This window comes from uncultured Maribacter sp., assembly GCF_963975365.1.
Lineage (GTDB): Bacteria > Bacteroidota > Bacteroidia > Flavobacteriales > Flavobacteriaceae > Maribacter.
The window spans coordinates 217617-241851 of record NZ_CAXBGF010000002.1; the positions used below are offsets into that span (position 1 = coordinate 217617).

A 24235-nucleotide genomic window follows, 5' to 3' on the forward strand; every position below is an offset into this window, starting at 1 on the left:
CGCAAGCGTCGGAGCATATAAATCTCGATTATCGAGTTAATTAGATTGAGTTAATGTACATGTTTCCCCAGGTCTAAAGATCTGGGGTTGCACTAGCCACAAAGTAGATGATATGATAGTAGAGAATTCCGCCATTGCGGCCGATAATAAAAATTTAGTGCAAGCTCAAAATGAGAAATTCGATTTTCTTGCCAATCAACTAACTAAATCGGGTATTGATGTTAATGGCGTTATAAAAAAGCTGGCTGAATTCCAAGTCGCCATACCCAGTTGGGCCTTAGGGGCCGGTGGTACTCGTTTTGGCCGATTTTCCTTTGGTGGTGAACCTGCCTCCTTAGAGCAAAAAATTGATGATGTGGGAATCATTCACGCTCTTACGCAAACGGCAGGCGCTATTTCATTACATATTCCTTGGGATATTCCTACCGATTATAATGCCATTAAGGAAAAGGCTGCCCAACACAATTTGATTTTCGATGCCGTAAATTCCAATACTTTCCAAGATCAGAAAAATACCAGGGAAAGCTACAAGCATGGTTCATTAAGCAATATCAGTATTGCTTCTCGTGAACAGGCTGTGCAACATAATATTGATGTTATAAGAATTGGCGAAAAACTAGGTTCCAAGAGCCTAACCGTTTGGTTATCTGACGGTGCTAATTTTCCTGGGCAAACTAATTTTCAATCTTCTTTGTTACATACAGAAGACAGTTTGAAGAAAATATACAAGTCAATGCCCAAAGATTGGAGCTTGTTTATTGAATACAAACCGTACGAACCTAACTTTTACAGCACGGTTATACAAGACTGGGGTACCTCGTTTATGTTGGCCAACGCCTGCGGAGATAGAGCATATACCTTGGTAGATTTGGGTCACCATTTACCCAACACCAATATCGAGCAAATAGTTGCCACTTTAATGTTAAAGGGTAAATTAGGGGGATTCCATTTTAATGATAGTAAATACGGTGATGATGACCTTACGGTGGGCAGTATTAAACCTTATGCCCTCTTTCTTATTTTCAATGAGTTGGTTCAGGGGATGCAGCACAATCCTCAAAATCCATATCCTGCTTGGATGATAGATGCCAGTCACAATATCAAAGATCCATTGGAAGATCTGATCCAATCTTTAGAGGCTATTCAAGAGGCTTACGCAAAAGCAATGCTCATAGATCAGACAAAATTGAAAGAAGCACAAACTGCTCAAGACGTTACGCTTTGTCAAGAAATTATCCAAACAGCTTATAGAACAGATGTTAGGCCCTTATTGGCCAAAGCTAGATTGGAGAAAGGTGGCGCCATTTCCCCAATTTCAACGTATCGAAATCTTAAGGTCAGGGGAAATTTGATAAAAGAAAGAGGAGCTGACTCCATAGCAACCGGACTATAATTTGACCATCATGAAAATTAAAGTAACGGCTGTATTCGATATTGGAAGGACGAATAAAAAATTCTTTCTTTTTGACGAGAGTTTCCAAGAAGTACATCGTGAATATATTCGATTTGATGAAATCGAAGATGAGGATGGATACCCAACTGAAAACCTTGAAGCCATAGAAGAATGGGCTAAGAAAGTATTTGATAATATGCTCAATTCTTCGAAATATGAGATAGAAGCCTTAAATTTTTCATGTTACGGGGCAAGCCTGGTACATATAGATGAAAATGATAAAGCAATTAGCCCTCTATACAATTATATGAAGCCTCTAAATCATGATATTTATGATTTGTTTTATGAAGCTTATGGTGACGAGAAGGAACTTTCTAGAATAACGGGCTCTCCTAAATTAGGCATGTTAAACACTGGCATGCACTTATATTGGTTAAAACACACTCAACCAGAGGTTTTTAAAAGAACTAAATATTCCCTACACTTACCTCAATATCTAAGCTACTTGTTTACAGGCATCCCAGTAAGTGAGTACACAAACATTGGTTGCCATACCATGCTTTGGAACTTTGAAAAAAACGATTATCACTCATGGGTATATCAAGAGCAAATTGATGAAAAATTACCACCCATTAATTTCGCCAGAAAAACGACAATAGTAAATTACAAGGGCAAAAAAATTAAAATAGGTGTTGGAATCCATGATAGTTCCTCAGCACTATTACCATATATTCGAAGTATAACCAAACCATTTTTATTGGTTTCAACTGGCACATGGAGTATTTCGATTAACCCATTCTATAAAGGAATGCTTACCATAAAAGATATTAAGGACGACTCACTGTTTAATATGCGAATCGATGGTAGTCCGGTAAAAGTTTCTAGATTATTCTTGGGCCATGAATATAAACTTCAGGTTAAATATTTATCCAATTACTTTAATGTTTCAAATGATTCTCATAAGAAGGTAAAATTTGATCAATCAACTTTTTTTGAAATTAACAAAGATTTTGTTCACATGTTCAAATGGTCCACTTTGTCTTCAGAAGATATGCCAAATGAAACTACAATACCCTACAATAAATTTGAACATGCTTACCACCAGTTAATGTTGGAATTAGTTTTACTTCAAGAAAAAAGTATAAGGGCAGCCATAGGTAATTCAAAAATAAAACATCTTTATATTGATGGCGGTTTTAGCGACAACGAAGTATATATTCAATTACTTTCGTTATTCTTGGAAAATATGACTATCAACACTACAGATTCTTCATTAGGATCGGCCTTAGGAGCCGCTATCGTAATATCTGATATAAAACTAGAATCTAAATTCCTTGTTAAAAATTATTCCTTAAAAAAACACGTTCCTTTTATCACCAAATAAATATAATATGGCAGCAAATTTTGATTCTAATTACCCATCTGTTGATGATTTAAGAAACAAGGCAAAATCTAGGATTCCTAGATTTGCATTTGAGTATTTGGATGGTGGTTGTAATGAGGATGTGAGTTTAGCTAGAAATACTTCGGAAATCAGAAAGGTACAATTAGAACCGCGCTATCTTCAAAATTATGGAACCAGTTCCATTAAGACGAAGGTTATGGGAATGGAATTTGATTCTCCCTTTGGAATTGCACCTGTTGGGCTTCAAGGTTTAATGTGGCCAAATTCACCGGCTATTCTAGCAAAAGCCGCTTTTAATCACAATATCCCTTTTATATTAAGTACCGTAACCACCATGGATATTGAAAAGGCAAGTGAATTAACCGAGGGTAATGCCTGGTTTCAATTATACAATCCAGTGGATGATGCCATCAGGGATGATCTAATTGATCGTGCCCAAGCGGCGGGCTGCCCAGTTTTGGTATTACTTTGTGATGTACCTACTTTTGGATTTCGCCCAAGAGATTTTAAAAACGGACTTGCTTTACCACCAAAAATGACTTTGGCCAACATACTTCAAATTTTAGGAAAACCCACATGGGCTTATAACACTTTAAAGTATGGCCAGCCCACCTTTGAAAATTTAAAACCTTACACCCCTGAAGGATTGAACCTAAAACAATTGGGTGCCTTTATGGACAAAACATTTTCCGGTAGGTTGAATGAAGAAAAAATAAAACCGATACGCGATAAGTGGAAGGGGAAATTGGTCTTAAAAGGTGTTGCTTCGGAACAAGATACCAAAGATGCCATAAAAATGGGATTTGATGGCATCATACTTTCAAACCATGGCGGTAGACAATTGGATGCCGCACAATCAACAATTGGTACTTTACAAGATATAGCGTCAACTTATGGCGACCAAATAGAAATAATGTTAGATAGTGGTTTACGCTCTGGACCAGATATTGCGAGAGTCATGGCCAGTGGTGCCAAATTCACTTTTATGGGACGTTCCTTCATGTACGGTGCAGGAGCACTGGGCAATAAAGGTGGGGACCACACCATTGGTATGTTGAAAACACAGTTTAAACAAGTCATGGACCAACTCTGTTGTGAGCGTGTTGAAGATCTACCCAAACATTTAATAAAAAAATAACCAACCAAAACTAAAAATATGAGTCAGTTTAACATTGAAGAGGAAATAGAGGATATTGTTGGTGGTGAATTTGAAAGAACGCCAGTACCACAATCCAAACTAAAAAGTTGGAAAAGCTTCTTAGGGATGTACGCAGGGGAACATGCCGCTGGAACCGAATTTGTAATTGGCCCATTATTTTTAACTACGGGTGTTAGTGCTTTTGACCTGATAATTGGTCTCTTGCTTGGAAACTTAATGGCAGTTCTTTCATGGCGTTTTCTAACTTCAGAAATTGCCGTTAAAAGAAGATTGACGCTTTATTATCAGCTAGAAAAAATATGTGGAACAAAATTGGTTGTAGCCTATAATTTAGCAAATGGTGTATTGTTTTGCTTCTTGGCAGGAGCCATGATTACAGTATCGGCTACAGCCGTGGGTATTCCTTTTGATATGGAAATGCCCAAACTTACGGACACTATGCCCAATGGTGCTACGTGGATTATTATTGTATTAATTATTGGTGCTGTAATTTCATTGATTGCTTCAAAAGGTTACGATACCGTATCCAAAGCAGCCAATTGGATGTCACCGGTCATCGTATTGGCATTTTTAGTTTGTGGAATTGTAGCATTGCAACAATTGGGAGTTGGTAGTTTTTCTGATTTTTGGAATATTTGGGGAGAAGGCAGTGAGCCCTTTCCAGGGCAAATAAAATATACGTTTTGGCATGTATTCTTTTGGTCTTGGTTTGCAAATGCAGCAATGCATATAGGCATGTCCGATCTATCCGTTTTTCGTTTTGCAAAAAAAGCAAGTTCTGGATGGACAACAGCAGCAGGTATGTACGTAGGACACTACATGGCTTGGATAGCGGCCGCTTTACTATACGCTGTATATGTTCAGACACCTGAGGCACAGGCCTTATTGGGACAGGGTGAGGCACCAACTGTAGCACCAGGTCCATTAGCTTACAATGCCATTGGGGTATTCGGTATTATTGCCGTAGTACTAGCAGGTTGGACTACCGCCAATCCTACGATTTATAGGGCTGGGTTAGCTTTTCAAGCAATCATGCCAAAAGCCTCCACCTTTTGGGTCACTATTTTGGCTGGATCAATTGCCACGATTGCTGGATTATTCCCTGCCTTTGCCATGAAATTATTGGACTTTGTAGCATTATATGGATTTATATTAGCACCTATTGGGGCCATTATTGTTTTTGAACATTTCTTTCATAAACAATCGGGTATCATAACCAACTATGCTGAAAAAGCGAACTTACAGTTCAACAAATCGGTCTTGTTTGCTTGGGCGATAAGTTTTGGACTATTTTATTTTATATCTGTTCAGTTTAATGTGTTTCTATCATTCGTAACATTACCAGCATGGTTATTATGTGGCGCCTTGTTTTTGGTTTTTAGTAGATATTCTCAAAAGAAGGTATAACCTAATATATAAACTACACCTATTTCATTTCTAAATAACATAGGTCTATATAGCACTGTTTATTTTAAAGACTATTCTCTATTAATAATAAGCTTTAATATAAATTGAATCAATACTTTTTAAATTTATCCGGTTAAAAGTTGATATAAAAATATAGCAAATAGGAATGGTTATAGTATCTTGAACAAACATTCAAAGGTGTAATTTACCTCAATAATAGAAATGGTGGCTCCGTCTCCTTTACTATGAAACATTTATTTAAAAAAGAGGTTTCCAAGAAAATTAGTTTAAAAATATCAAGAATTGAAATTAGAAAATACATGGAGATGGTACGGGCCAAATGACCCTGTTTCATTACAAGATATAAGACAAGCAGGCGCCACAGGTGTCGTTAGTGCTTTGCACCATATCCCCAATGGTGTTGAATGGTCGATTGATGAGATCATAGAACGTAAAAAAACAATTGAAGCGGCAGGTCTTACTTGGTCTGTAGTAGAAAGCGTTCCTATTCATGAACAGATAAAAACAAAAAAAGGAGATTATAAAGTCTACTATGAAAACTACAAACAGACACTTATAAATTTAGGCAAATGTGGCATCGATACGGTCTGCTATAACTTCATGCCTGTTCTTGATTGGACGAGAACCAACTTAGATTACGAAGTTGAAGATGGTTCTACAGCACTACGGTTTGAAGCTGTAGCTTTTGCTGCATTCGAATTGTTTTTATTAAAGAGGCCAGGGTCTGAAAATTCATATACAACAAAGCAAAAATCCGATGCAAAAGCATTTTTAAGCAAACTGGATGAGGAAGGTCAAAAAAAATTAATAAGAAATATAATTGCTGGGTTACCAGGTGCAGAGGAAGGTTATTCATTAGAAGAATTCAATACTATCCTCGCTACATATGACGCTATTGGCCCAAATGAGCTTAAGGCACATTTATTCGATTTTTTATCTCAAATAATTCCTGTTGCAGAAAAATCGAATGTAAAAATGTGTATACATCCAGATGATCCGCCTTTTCCAATCCTAGGACTACCTAGGGTTGTAAGTACAGAACAAGATATTATTGACCTTTACAATGCTTTTGATAGTCCAAACAACGGGTTAACTTTTTGCACAGGTTCCTTTGGAGTTCGGCCTGATAACGATTTACCCGGTATGGTAGAACGTTTAGGCGGCCGAATTCATTTTATTCATTTACGAAGTACACAAAGAGACGCCGATGGCAATTTTCATGAAGCTAATCACTTAGAAGGCAATGTAGATATGTATGCCGTTATGAAGGCGTTGATAAAGGAACAGGAAAAAAGAAAAACAGCAGGAAGAAAAGATTTCAGGATGCCTATGCGTCCTGATCATGGTCACAAAATGTTAGATGATTTGAGAAAGAAAACTAATCCTGGGTATTCAGGAATTGGTAGGTTACGTGGTTTAGCAGAATTAAGAGGATTGGAAATGGGAATAAGAAAAAGTTTGAATTAGAATCTTTTTCAAACTTTTTCTTAAATCATTGTTATTTGTCGAACGCCTTTAATTCGCCTTCAGTAAATTCCATCCCAGAATTAGATTTTACATTTCTAAGCTCATTAATACGTTCTTTACCCAATGTTTTGGGAACATCGGAAAAAGCATTCGTAACATATGATATTATGTCGGCAATATCTATATCTGAAACCGATTCATTTCTTCTTAAACCTGGCATTGCCAGATTCATAGTGTATTCTTTACCATTAACATGTACAGGACCTTCTAAGCCATGTAGTACTATTAGCGCTAAACGCTCTGTATTTTTCACATGTTCAGAATTCATTAAAGGAGGCGCTAGACCTTCTATTCCTTTTCCATCGGCCCCATGACATGATGCACATATTTGAAAAAATATTTTAGCTCCACGTGTCCTATTATCTTCATTAATTTTTTTTCTAGTATAAATGGAATTTAGTTTACCCTGTTTTTTATCTGAAATACCCCGAACTAGCTTATTTACAAACTCAGTATGCTTCAGGGTATCCATTATCGCTTCATTGCTATAAATTAAGGTATCAACATCGGTTAAACCACTAATTATCGCTTCGGTAATTGTGCTATTAAGTTTTCTTCTTTTTAAAATCTCCATCATAATTGGAGTGAATTTAACTTCATTGAGGGCTATCCAACTTCCTAGGGAACCGCCCAAATAAACATCCAAACTAAGTTCATTTTTCTTCAAAATTGAATTAAAAACTCTAATTGCCTTTTCTATATTTTCTTCAGAAACGAAATGTTTTGATAGTACAAGGGCATGGGCAATAGCCTCAAGATTATCGGTATTCATAACCTCTACTAATAAATCAAAAGACAAGGCATCCCAACCTTCTAGAACATATAAAGCATGTAATTGGCTTAATTTATTTTTGGAGTTGAGTACTACATCCTTAACTGCATCAGTAGCTTGGGTCAAACCTTTAAAAATTAAATATTGCTGTGCTCGGTCACGGATCCATCCATTTTTATTGGATAACAGAGAAACCAATTCAGTAGCATTCAAAACATCAAAATCAGGAATGATATCAGCCACAACATCCACATGATTTACTTTTAATATCCTTCCAAAATCAACCAACGTATCTAACCTATCAGTTTTTATTTTTTCTCTTAGATAAGGACTCATATAGGCATGATGACCAATAATACCTCGATGCATATCAACAATATACATACTACCTTCTGGACCATTCTTTAAACTTACCGGACGAAAACCTTCATCGGTAGAAGTTAAAAATTCTTTATTCTGCCAAGCTTGTTTTGCAATAACCGAATCACCCGTAAAATTCAAAAGTGCTCTTTTTACCAAATTACCTTCTGGTATACAAATAAAAACATTCTGATCATACAATTCTGTAAACGCACCTCCTCTATATACCAATGGACTACATGCAGCCGTAGCATTTACTATTATACTGTCGGCATTTAAAACACCTTTTGCATATCCCCTATTTACTGAAGCGGCATGAACTGGATATACCCTTTGGTCGGTTGTCATAAGCTTATCTACACTAGATTTTGGTGTAAAATATTTGTTTCGTATTGCGGTATTAGGCAAAACATAATCGCCTAATAATATTCTTGAATTATCATTATAATATAACCTTCCAAAATTGTCATGGGTTATACCCCATTGTCCTCTAAAAGTTGTTGGTTCTTTATTCCAAACCCCATTTGTTCGCCGATATCTAAAATTCGATTTGGCATTATAAATCCAGTTATCCATATTTAACTCTAATCCATTTGGTTGATGTTCAGGATTACCTTCTACCGCATAAACTGAGTCTACCAGGACTTTATTGACAGGTTTATCATCTTCAATTTCAACAAACCATAAATTGGGTGGTTCTGCATAAAGTAAGCCACCATATACATGTGCCAATGCTCGAGGCATTACCAAACTATCCATAAAGACTTTGAAATGGTCGGCTACTCCGTCCTCGTCCAAATCTTCTAAAATTAGGATACTCCCAGTTGGGTCTTCTTCGCTTGAACCTTGAATATCATTCATATAACCAGGCATCTGGGCAACCCATATTCTACCTTTGCCATCAAAATCGATAGCCACCGGAGCTTTTAATAGTGGTTCGACCGCAACAACTTCTAATTTAAAGCCATCTTCAATTTTATATGAATCTAAAGAAATACTTATCTTTTTTTGAGAGGACTCACATGAACATAAAATATAACCAAGGGTAAAAAGTAAAATAAGCTTAAAACGCATAAAAAAGTTAGTTTTGACAAAAAATTAATTACCTGAATATAAAGAGATATAACTCTGTTTTACTCTAATTACTCAGGAATTTTAAACTTGAAGTCCTTCTCTAATGCCCATTTCCAAACCTGTTAATTGTGAAAGACCAATTGCTCTACCAATTAATGAATAACCAGAATAAAACTCAATTTGACGCCTTTTATCATCTAATAAAACATGGCCATGATCCGGTCTCATCGGAATACCAACAATACCATTATTAGACCTTTTTCGCGCCTGTTGTTGCTTTATAAGAGCTTTCATTACTTTTTCAATTGGCACAGAACCGTTAAGATGATCTGCTTCATAAAAGCTACCATCTTCTTCTCTCGTGACATTTCTTAAATGGATAAAGTGAATCTTTTCGCCAAAATCCTCTATGATTTTCACTAAATCATTGCTAGAGGATGCGCCTAAAGAACCTGAACAAAAGGTTAATCCGTTGCTAGAAGATGGACAACACTCTAACAAAAATTTTATTTCCTGATAATTAGAAACAATTCTTGGTACACCAAATACTGAAAACGGTGGATCATCAGGATGGACAGCCATACGGACCCCAATTTTTTCAGCTTCGGGAATAACGGCATTTAAAAAATAAGACAAATTATCTTGAAGTTGCTTTTTAGAGATTTTTAAAACAGTAGCGTGATTGGCTTTAAACTCTTCTAATGCAATTAGCTTTTTAGAGCCTGGCATTCCAGACAAAATGGATTCTTCTAGTTTCTTTTTTTCTAAGTAAGTAAGTGCATCAAAGTAAGTTTTCGCATCATCATATGCTTCTTTAGTGTATGATTCTTTTGCGTTTTCTCGTTCTAATATAAATAAATCAAAAGCTGATGCTGAAACTGGACTATATCGTAAGGCCGATGCACCCGTAGGTAAAATATAATCCAAATCGGTTCGTGTCCAATCTATCAATTGCATAAAATTATAGCAAACATCGTATATGCCGTTTTCAGCAAGATTTTTAAGCGTTTGAATGTAATTGGCAATATAGGTATCCCTTTCAGGTAGTCCGTATTTAATTGCAGTATGAATATTTACACTTTCAACTACCGCCCATTCCATACCATGGGCCATAATTTCAGATCTTAATGTGGCAATCGTTTCTACAGGCCACACCTCACCAATCGGAACTTTTTGACATGCAGCTACAATTCCCTGTACACCTAACTGTTTTATATCTGATAAGCTTACTCCAAATTCAGGACCGAACCAGCGAAAGGTTTTCTTTAAATAATCCATACTTCTTACTTACAAACTAGTTTTTCTAAAGGATTCTAGATTTATAAATCCAGAAAACAATCAATTATAAAATAATAGCCTTAAATCGCATCATTATCTTTAAAAAATAAATACCTAAACACCTGAAAATGAACTAAAACCACCATCGACATCGTAAATACTACCTGTAACAAAACTAGAAGCATCACTTAATAAATAGTGCACCATACCATTAAGTTCTGAAGCATCACCAAAACGACCCATTGGTGTATTTTTAATTATACTATTACCTCTTTCTGTATAAGTGCCATCTTCATTAGTTAACAATCTTCTGTTCTGATTACCAATAAAAAAGCCTGGTGCAATTGCATTCACTCTTATTTTATCACCATGTTTAGAAGCAAGCTCATTCGCCATCCATTTTGTGAAAATATCTATAGCACCCTTGGCCATTGAATAACCCAATACCCTAGAAATACTTTGCTTAGCGGCCATTGAAGAAATATTTACTATAGAACCATAACCCTGTTCTACCATTAATTGGCTCAATATCACTGTTGGAATCACAGTACCAAATAAATTAATATCGACTACTTTTTGGGTATCCCCCATTGCTATATCTTGAATCGTCTGATCAGGTTTCAATGTTGCTCCTGGTATGTTACCGCCAGCAAGGTTTACGAGTCCGTCTAAATATTTAAATTCCTTTTTTATTTCTTTCCTTAATGCAGTAAGTTGCCCCTCATCCATAACATCTACCTTGAAAATATGGGTGCTGTTGGTTACTATGGCATTCAATTCATCTTGTTTAGCCTTTAACTTGTCTTCTGACCTACCAAGTAATAATACGTTTGCTCCATTTCTTACAAGGTATTCAGCAATTGAACCACCTAAGGTACCGGTACCTCCAGATAGTGCGTAATTCCTATTTTTTAAAGATAATAACTCGTTCATATATTTATTTTACTTTTATTCTGAAAAGAATTAGTTTATAATTTTTTAACGCTATTAATGTAGAGCACTAAAATACCTCCAATACCTTATCTATAAAATGTAATTCTGCAGCTTTCTAACGATAAAACTTTAAACTACTTTAATTTTTACCTATGCTATGCCAAGTTAAGGTATTTCTTAAAATGAACTTGTGAACTATAGTCTTTATAAAAATTGAATTCCCTATTTATTATCTGATTTCCATTATTAAAATCTTTGAACAAGAGCTTTTTACCCCATAAAATTATCGGTATGATAAAAGTTATGCCTATTCAACTATTTTCTAGTTTAGAGTAATTTATTTCCTCTCTACACCTGTAACTTTGCCAACTATTTCTATATACCGTGAAGAAAGCAATTCTCTTTATGATTATAAGTACGTTTTCATTTAGTTTAATGAATTCGTTTGTAAAACACCTAAGTCATTATCCAACCTTTGAAATTGTTTTTTTCAGAACAGCTGGCTCATTACTATTAGGAACAATCTATATTTTAATTAAAGGAATTCCCATCTTAGGTAATAGTAGAAGATTAATGATTTTTAGAGCTTTAGCCGGGATAACCGCTATGAGTCTTTTTTTTATGTCGTTGCAATATTTACCGGTAGGCACAGCCGTTTCCTTAAGGTACCTGGCACCCATTTATGCCGCAGTTTTCGCTATTTTTTTACTAAATGAAAAACTAAAAACTATTCAATGGTTTCTTTTTTTATTAGCATTTAGCGAAGTACTAATCTTAAAAGGTTTTGACCAAGAACTCAATACAACAGGCTTGTTGTTAGTTCTAGTTGCTTCGATTTTTAGTGGATTGGTTTATGTTCTTATTCGTAAAATTGGTAATAACGACCATCCTTTGGTAATTGTCAATTATTTTATGTTTCTCGGTACAGTAATTGGAGGCATATTAAGTATAAATGGATGGATTCAACCAAAAGAAAATGATTGGCTATTATTATTAAGCCTTGGTATTTTCGGGTTCTTCGGTCAAGTATTCATGACCAAAGCTTTTCAAATAGCTAAGACCAATTTAGTTGCTCCACTTAAATATATTGAGGTAATATTTACGATTTTGATAGGAGTTACATGGTTCGATGATATATATTCCGTTTGGAGCCTAATGGGAATTCTAATGATTATCGCCGCCTTGGTAGCCAATGTGTTAATTGGTAAACGATAAATAAATCTGTAATATATCAAAATAAAAAAGCCACCGAATACAAAGTTTCGGTAGCATATAGTTATGGTCAGAAATTTCTTTTATTTTCTATCAGATTCCTGCTCTGCTAAACTATTATTAGCATCATTTAATGAGTTTACTATTACAGTTGTTACCTCATCTTGTATCTCCTCAGAATAGTTTAAATAATAAATAGCAGACAACATTAGTGTTAATACTAACATTAGATTCACAACCATTTTAGAATCGAAGAAATTATCTCTTTTACTCATATCAGTAAGTGTCTGGTTTACAGTAGGAATATAAGTCAAAAAAAACTAATTAACAAATTTTTAAGAAAAATATCTGATTAAGATTTTCATCAAAATCTATATGTACGTTAAAGAATACTTAAATATTAACCTTTTTAATTAACTAATTAACAGTGATTTAAAATACAATTGCATTAAATTTTAACTTAAATAGGTAAGCTAGACTACATATCGTTTTTAAATTTGTATTAAGTTTTAATTTTAAACTAGAATTATGAAAATCTTAAAATCAATTACGATTACTGCACTCCTATTTTTAGCCATTGGTCTAAATGCACAGAACAACAAAGATCAAAAAATAATTAGAGATGCAAATAAAGCAATAACCAAGCTAATGAAATTGGAAGTGGGTCTAGACCAATTTTTCTCGAATTCAGCCGGATATGTCGTTTTCCCTAATGTTGGTAAAGGCGGATTAATTTTTGGTGGCGCTTCAGGAAATGGAGTAGTTTATGAAAACGGAACTATGATAGGAATGGCCAATTTAAAGAAATTTAGTGTAGGTCTTCAAGCAGGTGGTCAAGCAATTACTGAAGTAATATTTTTTGAAACAGAAGCCGACTTAGCAGAATTCAAAGAAGGAGATTTTGAATTTTCAGCTGAAGCCTCTGCAGTTGCATTGAAATCTGGAATTGCAGTTAATGCCAAATACAGAGATGGTGTTGTAGTTTTTGCGCTACCAAAAGCAGGTCTAATGGCAGATGCATCAGTTGGTGGTCAAAAATTTGAATATAAACCGATAATAAATTAATCCATTAAGAAAAAAATAAGAATTCAGGCTTATCTTATTTTTTAATATTATCTATTTATAGTAATATCTGGGTAACAGGTCTTTCTATCATTAACAAATATAATCGTCCCATTTATATATTCAGATTCATTTGATATCAACCAATTGTCTTAACCAGCCTTATCATCAAGAATACCAATTTGTTTGTATGATATTAATTTCAACATTATTTCCCTACCCTCATCTTTAATACTACAAACATCTTTATCACTATCTGTTTCGATAGCTCTTGAGATGCTTGAGTTACACCGTATTTTTCTGGAGTGTATTCATACAAATAGTTTGCATTAATAAAATCTACCCACCTTTAGATACAACTTCTCCTAAAACATCAATAGAACCGATAACAATACAAATTTACTCCTCCAATCTTTTATTCGGTATTTAGATAATATGTTTTTAATGCTAATTAAAATTACTCTAGAATACGGATTTAGATTATCGTAATAACCAAATTTTATAACCCTAAGCCACTCGCTATGATTCTAAAATATTAATTAGATTTTTACTATAAATAAAATGGGCCTACTATAAATTAGGCCCATTTTAAAAACATTATCAAACAATTAATTAGAAATAATATTAAAACTATTTCCCGTTAAAAAATATCATGATACCAATTACAATTAAGACGATGATAATAGAAACGGTTACATCGACCCAATTATAACTGCTCTTATTTTTATTTTTCTCCTCTTCAGTAATCGTTCCGAATGTAAGGTTTACAATTTGTTCTTTATCTGGCACTTCTGTCATTAAACTAACCACCACCATAAAAATTAAGCAGAATAAGAAAAACCATGCCCCAAAGGTCAAGAAATTCATGTCTCCCAAGAAATACAATAAACTATCAGAATCTAAATTGTTTTTCACCAATTCTAAGGCAATTCTTAGAAAGGCTACTACAATACCCATTACTAAAGTATAAAAGGCTCCTGTTGAGTTTATTCGTTTATAAAATATACCTAAAAGAAAAACAGCTGTAATTGGTGGCGCTATATATGATTGTACACTCTGTAAATATTCATACAACACGCCTGATATATTTGCCATAATCGGAATCCAAATAATACCGATAATAACAACAAAAACAGTTGCTATTTGTCCAGTTCTCACTAATTTTTTCTCTGGTGCATTAGGTCTCAATTTTTTATATACATCAACTGTAAATAATGTAGAACAAGAATTAAATACCGAAGCCAATGAACTCATAAGTGCTGCTAATAATCCTGCTGCAACAAGACCCCTTAAACCTGAAGGCAATAAATTACTCATTAAAACCGGAAAGGCTTCATCGGCACTTTCCCACTCCAATTCCCCTCTCATTTTTAAGGTAAGCGCGATTACGCCAGGTATTAAGAATAAAAATACCGGTAAAAGCTTTAATAATGCCCCAAAAATAGTACCACGCCTTCCTTCCTTAATATTCTTCGCTGTTAATGTTCTTTGTACAATGTACTGATCCGTACACCAATACCAAATACCTACTATAGTACTCGTGATAAAAAGAGATGGCCAAGGAAAATCTGGGTCGGTTGCCGGTCTCCACATATTAAAATATTCAGGTCCTAGGGTATCTACCATACTTCCCCATCCTCCAACTTTATCTAAACCGATAAATGTTAAAACTGCAGCACCAACAACCAATAGAATTGCCTGAAGTGTTTCTGTATAAACTACGGCACGCATACCACCTAAAACTGTGTATATACCCGTTAAGACAACCGTTGCAATGGCACCCGTCCAAAAATCAATACCTAATAAGGCAGAAACTACAACCCCTCCTGCATAAATCGTTACCGAAATTTTGGTAAGTACATAAGCAACTATGGAAAAAATAGATAGTACCCATCTTGATCTAGCATCAAAGCGTTTCTCCAAAAATTCTGGCATTGTAAAAACACCACTTCTAGAATAAAATGGAAGAAATACCCAGCCTAACATTAAGACTACCCATGCGTGAATTTCATAAATAAGCAATGGTAGTTTATTACTTGCACCTGTACCCGCTAAACCCACTACATGCTCAGAACCTATGTTCGATGCAAAAATAGAGGCTCCAACTACGAACCAACCAACATTTCTACCAGCTAAAAAATAATCTTCTGTATTATCTTCTTTCTTTCGAATAACCCAAACGGCTATTCCGACCAGTAATAAAAAGTAAAGCGAAATACTGATCCAATCTAAATTATCTAATTGTTGCATGCTAATGGTTTATTTGGTAGAAAACTTAAAGGTAGTTTTAGTTGAATATTTATCTCCTGGTTCTAAGGTCACCGAAGGAAATTTTGGTTGATTGGGAGAATCTGGATAGTGTTGGGTCTCTAAACAAAAACCGCTTCTCTTTGCGAATGTTCCTCCGTTTGGTGCAGGTAATGTTCCATCTAAAAAATTACCTGTGTAAAATTGTATGCCAGGTTCATCTGTTAGAACCTCTAATGTACGGCCAGACTCTGGGTGATATGCTTTGGCTACCGAACGGTAACCAGATTCATAATCGTTCAATACCCAACAATGATCGAAACCACCACCTAATTTTATTTGTTCATTTTCTGCATTGATATCCTTTCCTACCAACTTTGCTTCTCTAAAATCAAAAGGAGTTCCCTCAACCATAGCTAATTCTCCTGTTGGTATTAACCCACCATCTACAGGAATGTATGTGTCAGCATCAATTTCTACTTCGTGATCCAAAATGGTTTGTGAAAAATCACCAGAAAGATTAAAGTATGAATGTTGGGTAAGGTTAACGACAGTAGTTTTATCTGTTGTAGCTTCATACAAAACATCTAAACTATTATCAGAATTCAATGTATAAGTTACCATAGTAGTTAAGTTACCAGGAAAACCTTCTTCCATGTTCTTACTTAAATAACTAAGCTTTAAAACTCCCTTATCTCCGTCTTGTATATCTACTACTTTCCATACAACCTTATCAAAACCTTTTAACCCACCGTGTAAACTATTTTCACCATTATTTTTGGCCAAAGTATAATCGGTATTATTCAGACTAAATTTTCCTTTAGCTATTCTGTTACCGTAACGACCTACCAATGCTCCAAAAAATGGATTATCTTTTTCATATTGTTCTAAATTCTCAAAACCTAAAACAACATTCTCTAATTTTCCTTTATTATCTACTGTCTTTAAAGATGTAATACGCCCACCATAAGTTATGATATCAACCTCAAATCCATTTATATTTTTAAGAGAAAATAATTCCACCTTTTCACCTCTTTCTGCTACCCCATAATCACTTTTTTCAACTTTGATTGTCTTAGTTTCTCCTTTTGACATTTCTTCGTTGCCTTCTTTCATAGTTTTTTCCTTACAGTTAACGTTAAGTAATAATGTACCTAATAGCAGAAATAAATAACAGATTTTGGTAAATGGTTTCATATCTTAAAATTATTACAATTTATTTTTGAATAAATGAAAATACGCTTCATTGGCATTTAATTGATTTTTAAATTCACGAATCGTTGTATTCTTATCGATTACTACCAATTCAATCCCTGCCATTTCTGCAAAATCTTCCATAAATTCAGTAGTCAACGCTTGAGAATAAACTGTATGATGAGCTCCGCCAGCCAATATCCACGATGTTGCTGCAATCTCCAAATCGGGTTTTGCATCCCAAAGTACTCTAGCTACTGGCAAATTAGGTAAATTTCCCATTGGTTTTACAGCTTCGACTTCGTTTACTATCAATCTAAATCGATTACCTAAATCTACTAGTGATACATTAATTGCAGGACCCGATGGTGAATTAAATACCAGACGTACAGGGTCTTCTTTTCCTCCTATTCCTAAAGGATGTACTTCACATGATGGTTTTGCATCTGCAATAGATGGACAAATTTCTAACATATGAGACCCCATAACATACGCTTTTTCAGGTGTAAAATGATAGGTATAATCTTCCATAAACGAAGTACCGCCTTCTAAACCTGTAGCCATAACTTTTAATGCTCTTAACAAGGCTGATGTTTTCCAATCTCCCTCACCACCAAAGCCATAACCATCTGCCATTAATCTTTGTGTAGCGATACCAGGTAATTGTTTTAATTCCCCCAAGTTTTCGAATGTATCGGTAAAAGCCTTGAATCCTCCTTCATCTAAAAATGCCCTTAACCCCAATTCAATTTTCGCAGCATCAATTAATGATTGTCTTTTTCCTCCACCACTTTTCAGCTTTTCACTCAATACATAGCTGTCCTCATATTCTGCCACCAAAGTATCGACTTCATTTTGCGTTAATTTATTCATATGCTTAACCACATCTGAAGAGTCATAGCCATTTACAGAAAAACCAAATCGTAATTGTGCTTCCACCTTATCACCATCTGTTACTGAAACCTCTCTCATATTGTCACCAATACGAGCTACATTAAGATTTTGAAATTCATGCCAACCCATGGCTACACGTGCCCAGTTTCCTAATTTTTGTTGAACTCTTCCTGTCTGCCAATGCCCTACAACAATTTTTCTGTCTTTACGCATTCTAGTCATCATATGACCTAATTCTCGATCACCATGTGCAGATTGATTAAGGTTCATAAAATCCATATCAATCGTTTCCCATGGCACTTCTGCATTATATTGCGTATGCAAATGACATAGCGGTTTATTTAAAACACTCAAGCCTTTAATCCACATTTTAGCAGGAGAAAAAGTGTGCATCCAAGTGATTACTCCTATACAATTTTTACTTGAACTTGCTTCAAGACAGACATCTGTAATTTCATTTGGAGTTTTAACCGTGGGTTTATAAACGATATTTACCGGTATATATTTAGAGGAATTTAATCCATTAACAATGCTCTGAGAATTCACCGCTACCTGTTTAAGGGTATCTGGTCCATATAAATGCTGGCTGCCCGTAACAAACCAAATTTCCTTTTCATCTATATCTTTATTCATAATATGTAGTTGTTATTGACCGTAATAGGCATTTTTACCATGCTTACGTTCGTAATGTTTTTTTATTAAGGAATCTTTTAATCTTGCTGCATTTGGGTTTATTTGGAGAGTCAGATATGCCATTTGAGCAACAGTTTCCAATACTTTACTGTTATAAACCGCTTTAGCTGCAGTCTTACCCCAAGCAAAAGGTCCGTGATTACCTATTAAGACCATTTCAACTTCTTCTGATGATAAGTTTCTTTCCTTAAAACAATCAAGAATCTGAATACCCGTATTATGCTCATAGTTTCCTTCTATAAGAGTATCATTCATTGGTTCAGCGCAAGGTATATCTGCCGTTAAATGATCTGCATGTGTTGTGCCAAAAACCGGAATATCTTTTTGTGCTTGAGCCCAAGCAACCGAATAAGTAGCATGTGTGTGCGCTATACCGCCAATGTGATTCCAGTTTTTATACAGAAATGCATGTGTCTTTGTATCGGAAGAAGGTCTCATTGACCCTTCTACAATATTATTTTCGTAGTCAACGATTACGATATCATCTGGTGTTAACTTTTCATATGGAACGCCACTTGGCTTTATTGCAAAAACCCCATTTTCCCTATCTAATGCACTAACATTACCAAAAGTATAGATAACAAGACCTAAATCATTAAGCGCAATATTTGCTTCAAAACATTCTTGTTTGAGTTCTTTATATTTAGAATTCATTCTATTATTTTTTATTGATGGATCTCTCAATGAAACCACCTAATTCTTTATAAGAATCCATTAAATAATTATACGTTTCAACCGCCTCTATCTGAGGATGATATTCGGCTTCAAAATCACTACCCATTTGTTTACTTGCCTCTACCACATTTGAATAAATACCTGATGCTACAGCTGCATAAATAGCAGCACCTAAAGCAGGTGCTTGATCAGAAGCGGCCACCTTAATCGGCATATTCATGACATTTGCCAAAGTTTGCATAATAAATGGTGATTTTCTCGCAACACCTCCAATACCAATAATGGAATCAATTTTTACACCTTCTTGTTGAAAACGATCTGCTATCATTTTCGAACCAAAACATATAGCATTCACCAATGCTTTAAAAACATGAGGTGCTTTAGAGCCTAGAGAAAGATTTGAAATAGCACTTTTTAGGTTTTGGTCGGCATCTGGTGTTCTTCTTCCATTTATCCAATCTAATGCCGTAGGTATACTTTCTGATAAAGGAATAGCTTCTGCTGCATCTGATAATTTCTTAATGAAATCACTATCAATTTCATTTTTCAACGCATCTTTTTGTTGGTCTGATAAAATAGTAGAAGTCATTACTAAATTATCAATCGGCCATGATAGTAAATCTTTAAACCAGGCCAATAAATCACCAAAAGCAGATTGCCCAGCCTCAAGACCAACAAATCCAGGAATTACGGAGCCATCGACCTGTCCACATATACCTTTGATAGTCTTTCCTTCGACATCTTTATTTGCGGCAACCATTATATCACAAGTAGATGTACCCATGACCCGAACAAGGGCATGCTCGTCTATTTTAGCACCCACCGCTCCGGAATGTGCATCAAAGGTACCCACAGCAATTGCTGTGTCTGTTGTTAAACCTAGTTTAGTTGCCCATTCTTTACTCAAATTACCAGCAACCTCATCTGATGTATATGTTTTGTCATAAAGATTATCACGTAAATCCGCCAAATAAGGGTCTACCTTTTCTAAAAATTCTTTTGGTGGAAGTCCGCCCCAACTCTCATGCCACATTGCTTTGTGACCGGCAGCGCACCTACTTCGCTTAAAGGTTTTAAGATCTTTATTTTCAATAAGTAAATAGGTCATTAAATCGCAATGTTCCATCCAAGTAAAGGCTGTTTTCTTCACCTGCTCATCTTCCTTCACTACATGCGCAATTTTTGCCCAGAACCATTCAGAAGAATAAATACCTCCTACATATTTAGTGAAGTTTTGACCACCCCAATTAACGCCTAATTCATTAATTATCCCGGCCTCTTCGATTGCGGTATGATCTTTCCAAAGAATCATCATTGCATTTGGGTTTTCAGTGAAACCATCTACCAGTGCCAATGGAGTACCATCTTTGGTTACTGGCACTGGCGAAGAACCTGTGGTATCTATACAAATACCTTTTACTTCCTTTGGGTTTACATTACTCTGATCCATTACAGATTTTATTGTAAACTCAAGACCCTCTATATGGTCAAGTGGATGTTGCCTAAACTGATTAATAGAAGGGTTACAATATTTTTGTTCCACCCATCTTTTATACCAATGTACTGCAGCAGCTATTTCTGCTCCATTTGTAGAATTTATCAATACTGCCCTAACGGAATCCGAACCAAAATCTAAACCGATAACAAATGCCTTTTTCAAAATCTAGTTATTATAAAATTACATGTAAAAAATGCCTATTAAAATTTATTCCATCATAGCACCTTCTACAACAATAACCGAAAAAGGCGGTATAGTTAATTCCAAAATTCCCTTTTTAAACTTAAAATCGTTGAAATTTTTAGGAGCAATTTTGTTCGGGTTTTCAAAAGAATTATGGTCGTGTAAACTTTTTGAACTTAAAATAGCACCACTGATATTCTTTAATTTGAATTCATTCAAGTCAATGGCCACCATAGTGTTCTTTTTTGAATCAATATTGGTAAACGAAATATGGACTTTTTGGTTTAAATCTTTAGACGCGGAAACCGTTAATGCAGGTAAGGTTTCCCCTTTGAAATTATACGATGGCGAATCAAATGAGAGCGGTATCAATTTTGCATCTTGATGCACTTTATACATGTTCATTACATGATAGGTAGGTGTTAGTATCATCTTCTCTTTATCGGTCAAGATTACCGCCTGTAGCACATTGACGGCTTGTGCCAAATTGGCCATTTTTACACGGTCAGCGTGGTTATTGAAAATATTCAGGTTCATACCGGCAATCATTGCATCACGCATGGTATTTTGTTGGTAAAGAAATCCAGGATTTGTACCCTCGGAGACTTCATACCATCCGCCCCATTCATCAACAATCAGATCTACCTTCTTTTCCTCATCATACTTATCCATAATGGCCGTATGTTTAACGATTAGCTCTTCCATTAACCAAGATTCCTTCATGGTCTTAAAATAAGTTTCTTCGTCAAAATTTACATCTGGACCTTTAGCACTCCAATCGATAACCGAATAGTGGTGAAGAGCTACTCCTTGCAACATGCTTTTAGGTATATTTTTCATTAACACCTCTGTCCAATTATAATCGTCATTACTAGCCCCTGATGCAATTTTATAAATACCTCCCTCCACATCAGCATCTGACATGAACGTTACATATTTTTTATAAATATCCGCATAGTATTCTGGGCGCATATTACCTCCGCAACCCCAAGCTTCGTTACCTATTCCCCAATATTTCACCCCCCATGGTTCTTCCTTGCCGTTTTCGCGTCGTAAATCGGACATAGGGCTTTTACCCTTAAAATTGGTGTACTGCACCCAATCGGCCAATTCCTGCACCCCTCCACTACCTACATTACCGGACAAATAGGGTTCGGCGCCCAATTCTTCACACAGGTTCAAGAAGTTATGGGTTCCAAAACTATTGTCCTCCGTAACTCCGCCCCACCATGTATTTACAATGGTTGGTCTTTGTTCTAAATCCCCTATACCATCCATCCAATGATATGTGTCTGCAAAACACCCTCCGGGCCAACGTAAATTCGGAATCTGCAATTCTTTTAATGCTTCAATGATATCTATTCGCACCCCCTCTGAATTCGGAATGACACTATTCTCACCAACATAAAAACCCTCATAAATACATCTGCCCAAATGTTCTGCAAAATGGCCGTATATATGTTTGCTTATAATTGGAGCATTTTCAATACTAACAATTTCAATTTTTGTTTGAGCAGAAATTAATTGGGAGAAGCCAACTAAAATCAAAATTGCCGCAGACTTTAAAAAATGTTTATCCATAAAAATGTGTATTAATCTTAAATATGATTATATAAATTCTAGCCTTTTTTAAAATCGAATTAGTGTTTTAGTTCACTATAATTTATTCAACAACAACAATAATAAATAAAAAAAGTGTATTTTAAACACTTAACTTTAAAAATTTTCACATCATAAATAAATCCTTTAAAATAATTAGCTTGCCATTCTATTAGACATAAAATGATACTTAGCACATACAATAAAGAAGACAAAGTATTACTCGCTGTAGACTGCATTATTTTTGGTTTTTTAAAAGATGAATTAAAAATTTTATTAGTACAAAGAGACTTTGAACCTGAAAAAGGAAAATGGTCATTAATTGGTGGATTTCTTAAAAAAGAAGAAAATTTAGATAAGGCCGCAATTAGAATTTTAAATCACTTAACCGGTCTTAACAATATTTATATGGAGCAGGTATATACCTTTTCTAAAGTAGATAGAGATCCTGCAGAAAGAACTATTTCTGTTGCTTATTATGCTCTAATTGATATTGCTACCCATGATGAGAAAATTTTAAAACAAAACCCAATTCAATGGTTTAATCTAAAAGATGCACCAAAGTTGATTTTTGACCATAACCGTATGGTTGAAAAAGCAATTGCAAGGTTACGCAGAAGAGCATTAAGTAAACCTATTGGATTTGAGCTTTTACCCGAAAAATTTACCATGAGACAGCTTCAAAAATTATATGAAGCTATTCTTGATTCAAAATTGGATAAAAGAAATTTCATCAACAAATTCAATTCATTTGATATATTGATAAAACTGGATGAAAAGGATATGACTTCTTCTAAAAAAGGTGCATATTTATTTAAGTTCGACCAAGAAAAATATAACCGAAAAGTAGAGGACGGTTTTAATTTTAAGATTTAAAATTTACTCAAATACGGTTTTAAGAAAATCATCAATTCTTTTTACGATTGGTTAAAACCAAGTATGATAAAGTACAAATGAATGCGGGGCAATTTCAAAAGAAATTACTTATGAATAGATACTATTTGTCCACAAAATTTAAATATAATCTTCCCTTTCTGCATACATTCGAGCACAGGAGCAATTCTTAAATAAAGTTGGCGGTATTTTTTCATAAACATAGGTTAGTGAAGATCCCATTTTCCATAAAACAGGATTTTCAGCTTTTCTATTCCCAAAACAATCGGTTGCTTCAGAAGTAACATTGCTATCATGGCCCTTTCTACTTTCTAGATGTACAAATGAAAGTGTTACATCTAAATCTGCTATTGCATTTACTTGAGATAATATTTCTGAATTACAAATACCGTTCTCAAAAAGTAGTTTATTTGCGGTTGTTCCTAACAATAATGTCAACTCACCACCGATAGAAAACCAGAAACTGCAATTTTTTATTCAACAGAAAACAAACAACGGACTACTTGGAGCCATAAAATATTTACAAGGATTATGCATTCACATACAAAATGATTTCTGTGTTGTAGGTTTTAGTAATAAACCGTTCACACAGTTCATGGAACCATCAATCAATTCCGTAGATCAATCACCCGTAGAAATGGGACGAATGGCGGCAAAAGTATTCTTAGAACAAATGGACAGCGAACAATAGGTCAAAATTCAGAAGAAAATTATACTTCCTTCTAAATTGGTCATAAGAAAGTCTTTCTATAAAA

At 34.9% G+C, this 24235-nt stretch carries 20 protein-coding genes; 9 read left to right on the forward strand and 11 right to left on the reverse strand.

Going from position 1 to position 24235, the window contains the following annotated elements:
• The first annotated feature begins 112 nt into the window (after positions 1-112).
• From AACZ49_RS04035 to uxuA (AACZ49_RS04055), 5 genes are all read left to right on the forward strand, one after another.
• The gene (locus AACZ49_RS04035) at positions 113-1393 is read left to right on the forward strand and encodes a sugar isomerase (RefSeq protein WP_339651926.1); all 1281 of its coding nucleotides are present in this window, start codon (positions 113-115) and stop codon (positions 1391-1393) included.
• Positions 1394-1403: 10 nt separating this feature from the next.
• Positions 1404-2777, forward strand: coding sequence for an FGGY family carbohydrate kinase (locus tag AACZ49_RS04040; RefSeq protein ID WP_339651929.1), 1374 nt, complete (start codon positions 1404-1406; stop codon positions 2775-2777).
• Between the two features lie 7 nt (positions 2778-2784).
• Positions 2785-3936 (forward strand): alpha-hydroxy acid oxidase, encoded by a 1152-nt coding sequence (locus AACZ49_RS04045; RefSeq protein ID WP_339651931.1) that lies wholly within the window; start codon positions 2785-2787, stop codon positions 3934-3936.
• Between the two features lie 18 nt (positions 3937-3954).
• Entirely contained in the window at positions 3955-5364 is a 1410-nt protein-coding gene (locus AACZ49_RS04050; RefSeq protein WP_339651934.1) for a hypothetical protein, read from the forward strand.
• Between the two features lie 303 nt (positions 5365-5667).
• On the forward strand, positions 5668-6852 hold the full coding sequence (uxuA, locus tag AACZ49_RS04055) for a mannonate dehydratase (protein ID WP_339651937.1): 1185 nt from the start codon (positions 5668-5670) through the stop codon (positions 6850-6852).
• Positions 6853-6883: 31 nt separating this feature from the next.
• Here the strand turns inward: uxuA (AACZ49_RS04055) and AACZ49_RS04060 are convergent, their stop codons facing one another.
• The 3 genes from AACZ49_RS04060 to AACZ49_RS04070 form a co-directional block, all read right to left on the reverse strand.
• Positions 6884-9118, reverse strand: a complete 2235-nt coding sequence (locus AACZ49_RS04060) for a c-type cytochrome (RefSeq protein ID WP_339651938.1) — start codon at positions 9116-9118, stop codon at positions 6884-6886.
• Between the two features lie 81 nt (positions 9119-9199).
• Positions 9200-10396, reverse strand: a complete 1197-nt coding sequence (gene uxuA / locus AACZ49_RS04065) for a mannonate dehydratase (RefSeq protein ID WP_339651940.1) — start codon at positions 10394-10396, stop codon at positions 9200-9202.
• A 114-nt stretch (positions 10397-10510) separates the two neighbouring features.
• Positions 10511-11329, reverse strand: coding sequence for an SDR family oxidoreductase (locus AACZ49_RS04070; protein ID WP_339651942.1), 819 nt, complete (start codon positions 11327-11329; stop codon positions 10511-10513).
• A 384-nt stretch (positions 11330-11713) separates the two neighbouring features.
• On the opposite strand from AACZ49_RS04070, the gene AACZ49_RS04075 reads away from it, so the two are divergent.
• The gene (locus AACZ49_RS04075; RefSeq protein ID WP_339651944.1) at positions 11714-12544 is read left to right on the forward strand and encodes a DMT family transporter; all 831 of its coding nucleotides are present in this window, start codon (positions 11714-11716) and stop codon (positions 12542-12544) included.
• An 80-nt stretch (positions 12545-12624) separates the two neighbouring features.
• On the opposite strand, the gene AACZ49_RS04080 is transcribed toward AACZ49_RS04075, so the two are convergent.
• Positions 12625-12855 (reverse strand): hypothetical protein, encoded by a 231-nt coding sequence (locus AACZ49_RS04080; protein WP_339651946.1) that lies wholly within the window; start codon positions 12853-12855, stop codon positions 12625-12627.
• Between the two features lie 214 nt (positions 12856-13069).
• Here AACZ49_RS04080 and AACZ49_RS04085 point away from each other — a divergent pair, with 214 nt between their 5' ends.
• The gene (locus AACZ49_RS04085; protein WP_339651948.1) at positions 13070-13606 is read left to right on the forward strand and encodes a lipid-binding SYLF domain-containing protein; all 537 of its coding nucleotides are present in this window, start codon (positions 13070-13072) and stop codon (positions 13604-13606) included.
• 627 nt (positions 13607-14233) lie between these two features.
• Here AACZ49_RS04085 and AACZ49_RS04090 read toward each other — a convergent pair.
• The 6 genes from AACZ49_RS04090 to AACZ49_RS04115 form a co-directional block, all read right to left on the reverse strand.
• Positions 14234-15853, reverse strand: coding sequence for a sodium:solute symporter (locus AACZ49_RS04090; protein WP_339651950.1), 1620 nt, complete (start codon positions 15851-15853; stop codon positions 14234-14236).
• 9 nt (positions 15854-15862) lie between these two features.
• The gene (locus tag AACZ49_RS04095; protein WP_339651952.1) at positions 15863-16966 is read right to left on the reverse strand and encodes an aldose epimerase family protein; all 1104 of its coding nucleotides are present in this window, start codon (positions 16964-16966) and stop codon (positions 15863-15865) included.
• Positions 16967-17059: 93 nt separating this feature from the next.
• Positions 17060-18571 carry an L-arabinose isomerase gene (gene araA / locus AACZ49_RS04100; RefSeq protein ID WP_339651955.1) on the reverse strand — a complete coding sequence of 504 codons (1512 nt, stop codon included), beginning with the start codon at positions 18569-18571 and terminating at the stop codon, positions 17060-17062.
• Between the two features lie 12 nt (positions 18572-18583).
• Entirely contained in the window at positions 18584-19285 is a 702-nt protein-coding gene (locus AACZ49_RS04105; RefSeq protein ID WP_339651958.1) for an L-ribulose-5-phosphate 4-epimerase, read from the reverse strand.
• Between the two features lie 4 nt (positions 19286-19289).
• Positions 19290-20966 (reverse strand): ribulokinase, encoded by a 1677-nt coding sequence (locus AACZ49_RS04110; protein WP_339651960.1) that lies wholly within the window; start codon positions 20964-20966, stop codon positions 19290-19292.
• 45 nt (positions 20967-21011) lie between these two features.
• Positions 21012-22568: an alpha-L-arabinofuranosidase C-terminal domain-containing protein gene (locus AACZ49_RS04115; RefSeq protein ID WP_339651962.1), complete on the reverse strand. Its 1557-nt coding sequence runs from the start codon at positions 22566-22568 to the stop codon at positions 21012-21014.
• A 201-nt stretch (positions 22569-22769) separates the two neighbouring features.
• On the opposite strand from AACZ49_RS04115, the gene AACZ49_RS04120 reads away from it, so the two are divergent.
• Complete coding sequence (locus AACZ49_RS04120) at positions 22770-23462, forward strand: NUDIX domain-containing protein (RefSeq protein WP_339651965.1); 693 nt, start codon at positions 22770-22772, stop codon at positions 23460-23462.
• A gap of 138 nt (positions 23463-23600) precedes the next feature.
• Here the strand turns inward: AACZ49_RS04120 and AACZ49_RS04125 are convergent, their stop codons facing one another.
• On the reverse strand, positions 23601-23957 hold the full coding sequence (locus AACZ49_RS04125; RefSeq protein WP_339652185.1) for a hypothetical protein: 357 nt from the start codon (positions 23955-23957) through the stop codon (positions 23601-23603).
• A 34-nt stretch (positions 23958-23991) separates the two neighbouring features.
• Here AACZ49_RS04125 and AACZ49_RS04130 point away from each other — a divergent pair, with 34 nt between their 5' ends.
• Entirely contained in the window at positions 23992-24171 is a 180-nt protein-coding gene (locus AACZ49_RS04130; protein ID WP_339652188.1) for a substrate-binding domain-containing protein, read from the forward strand.
• The last annotated feature ends 64 nt before the right edge of the window (positions 24172-24235 follow it).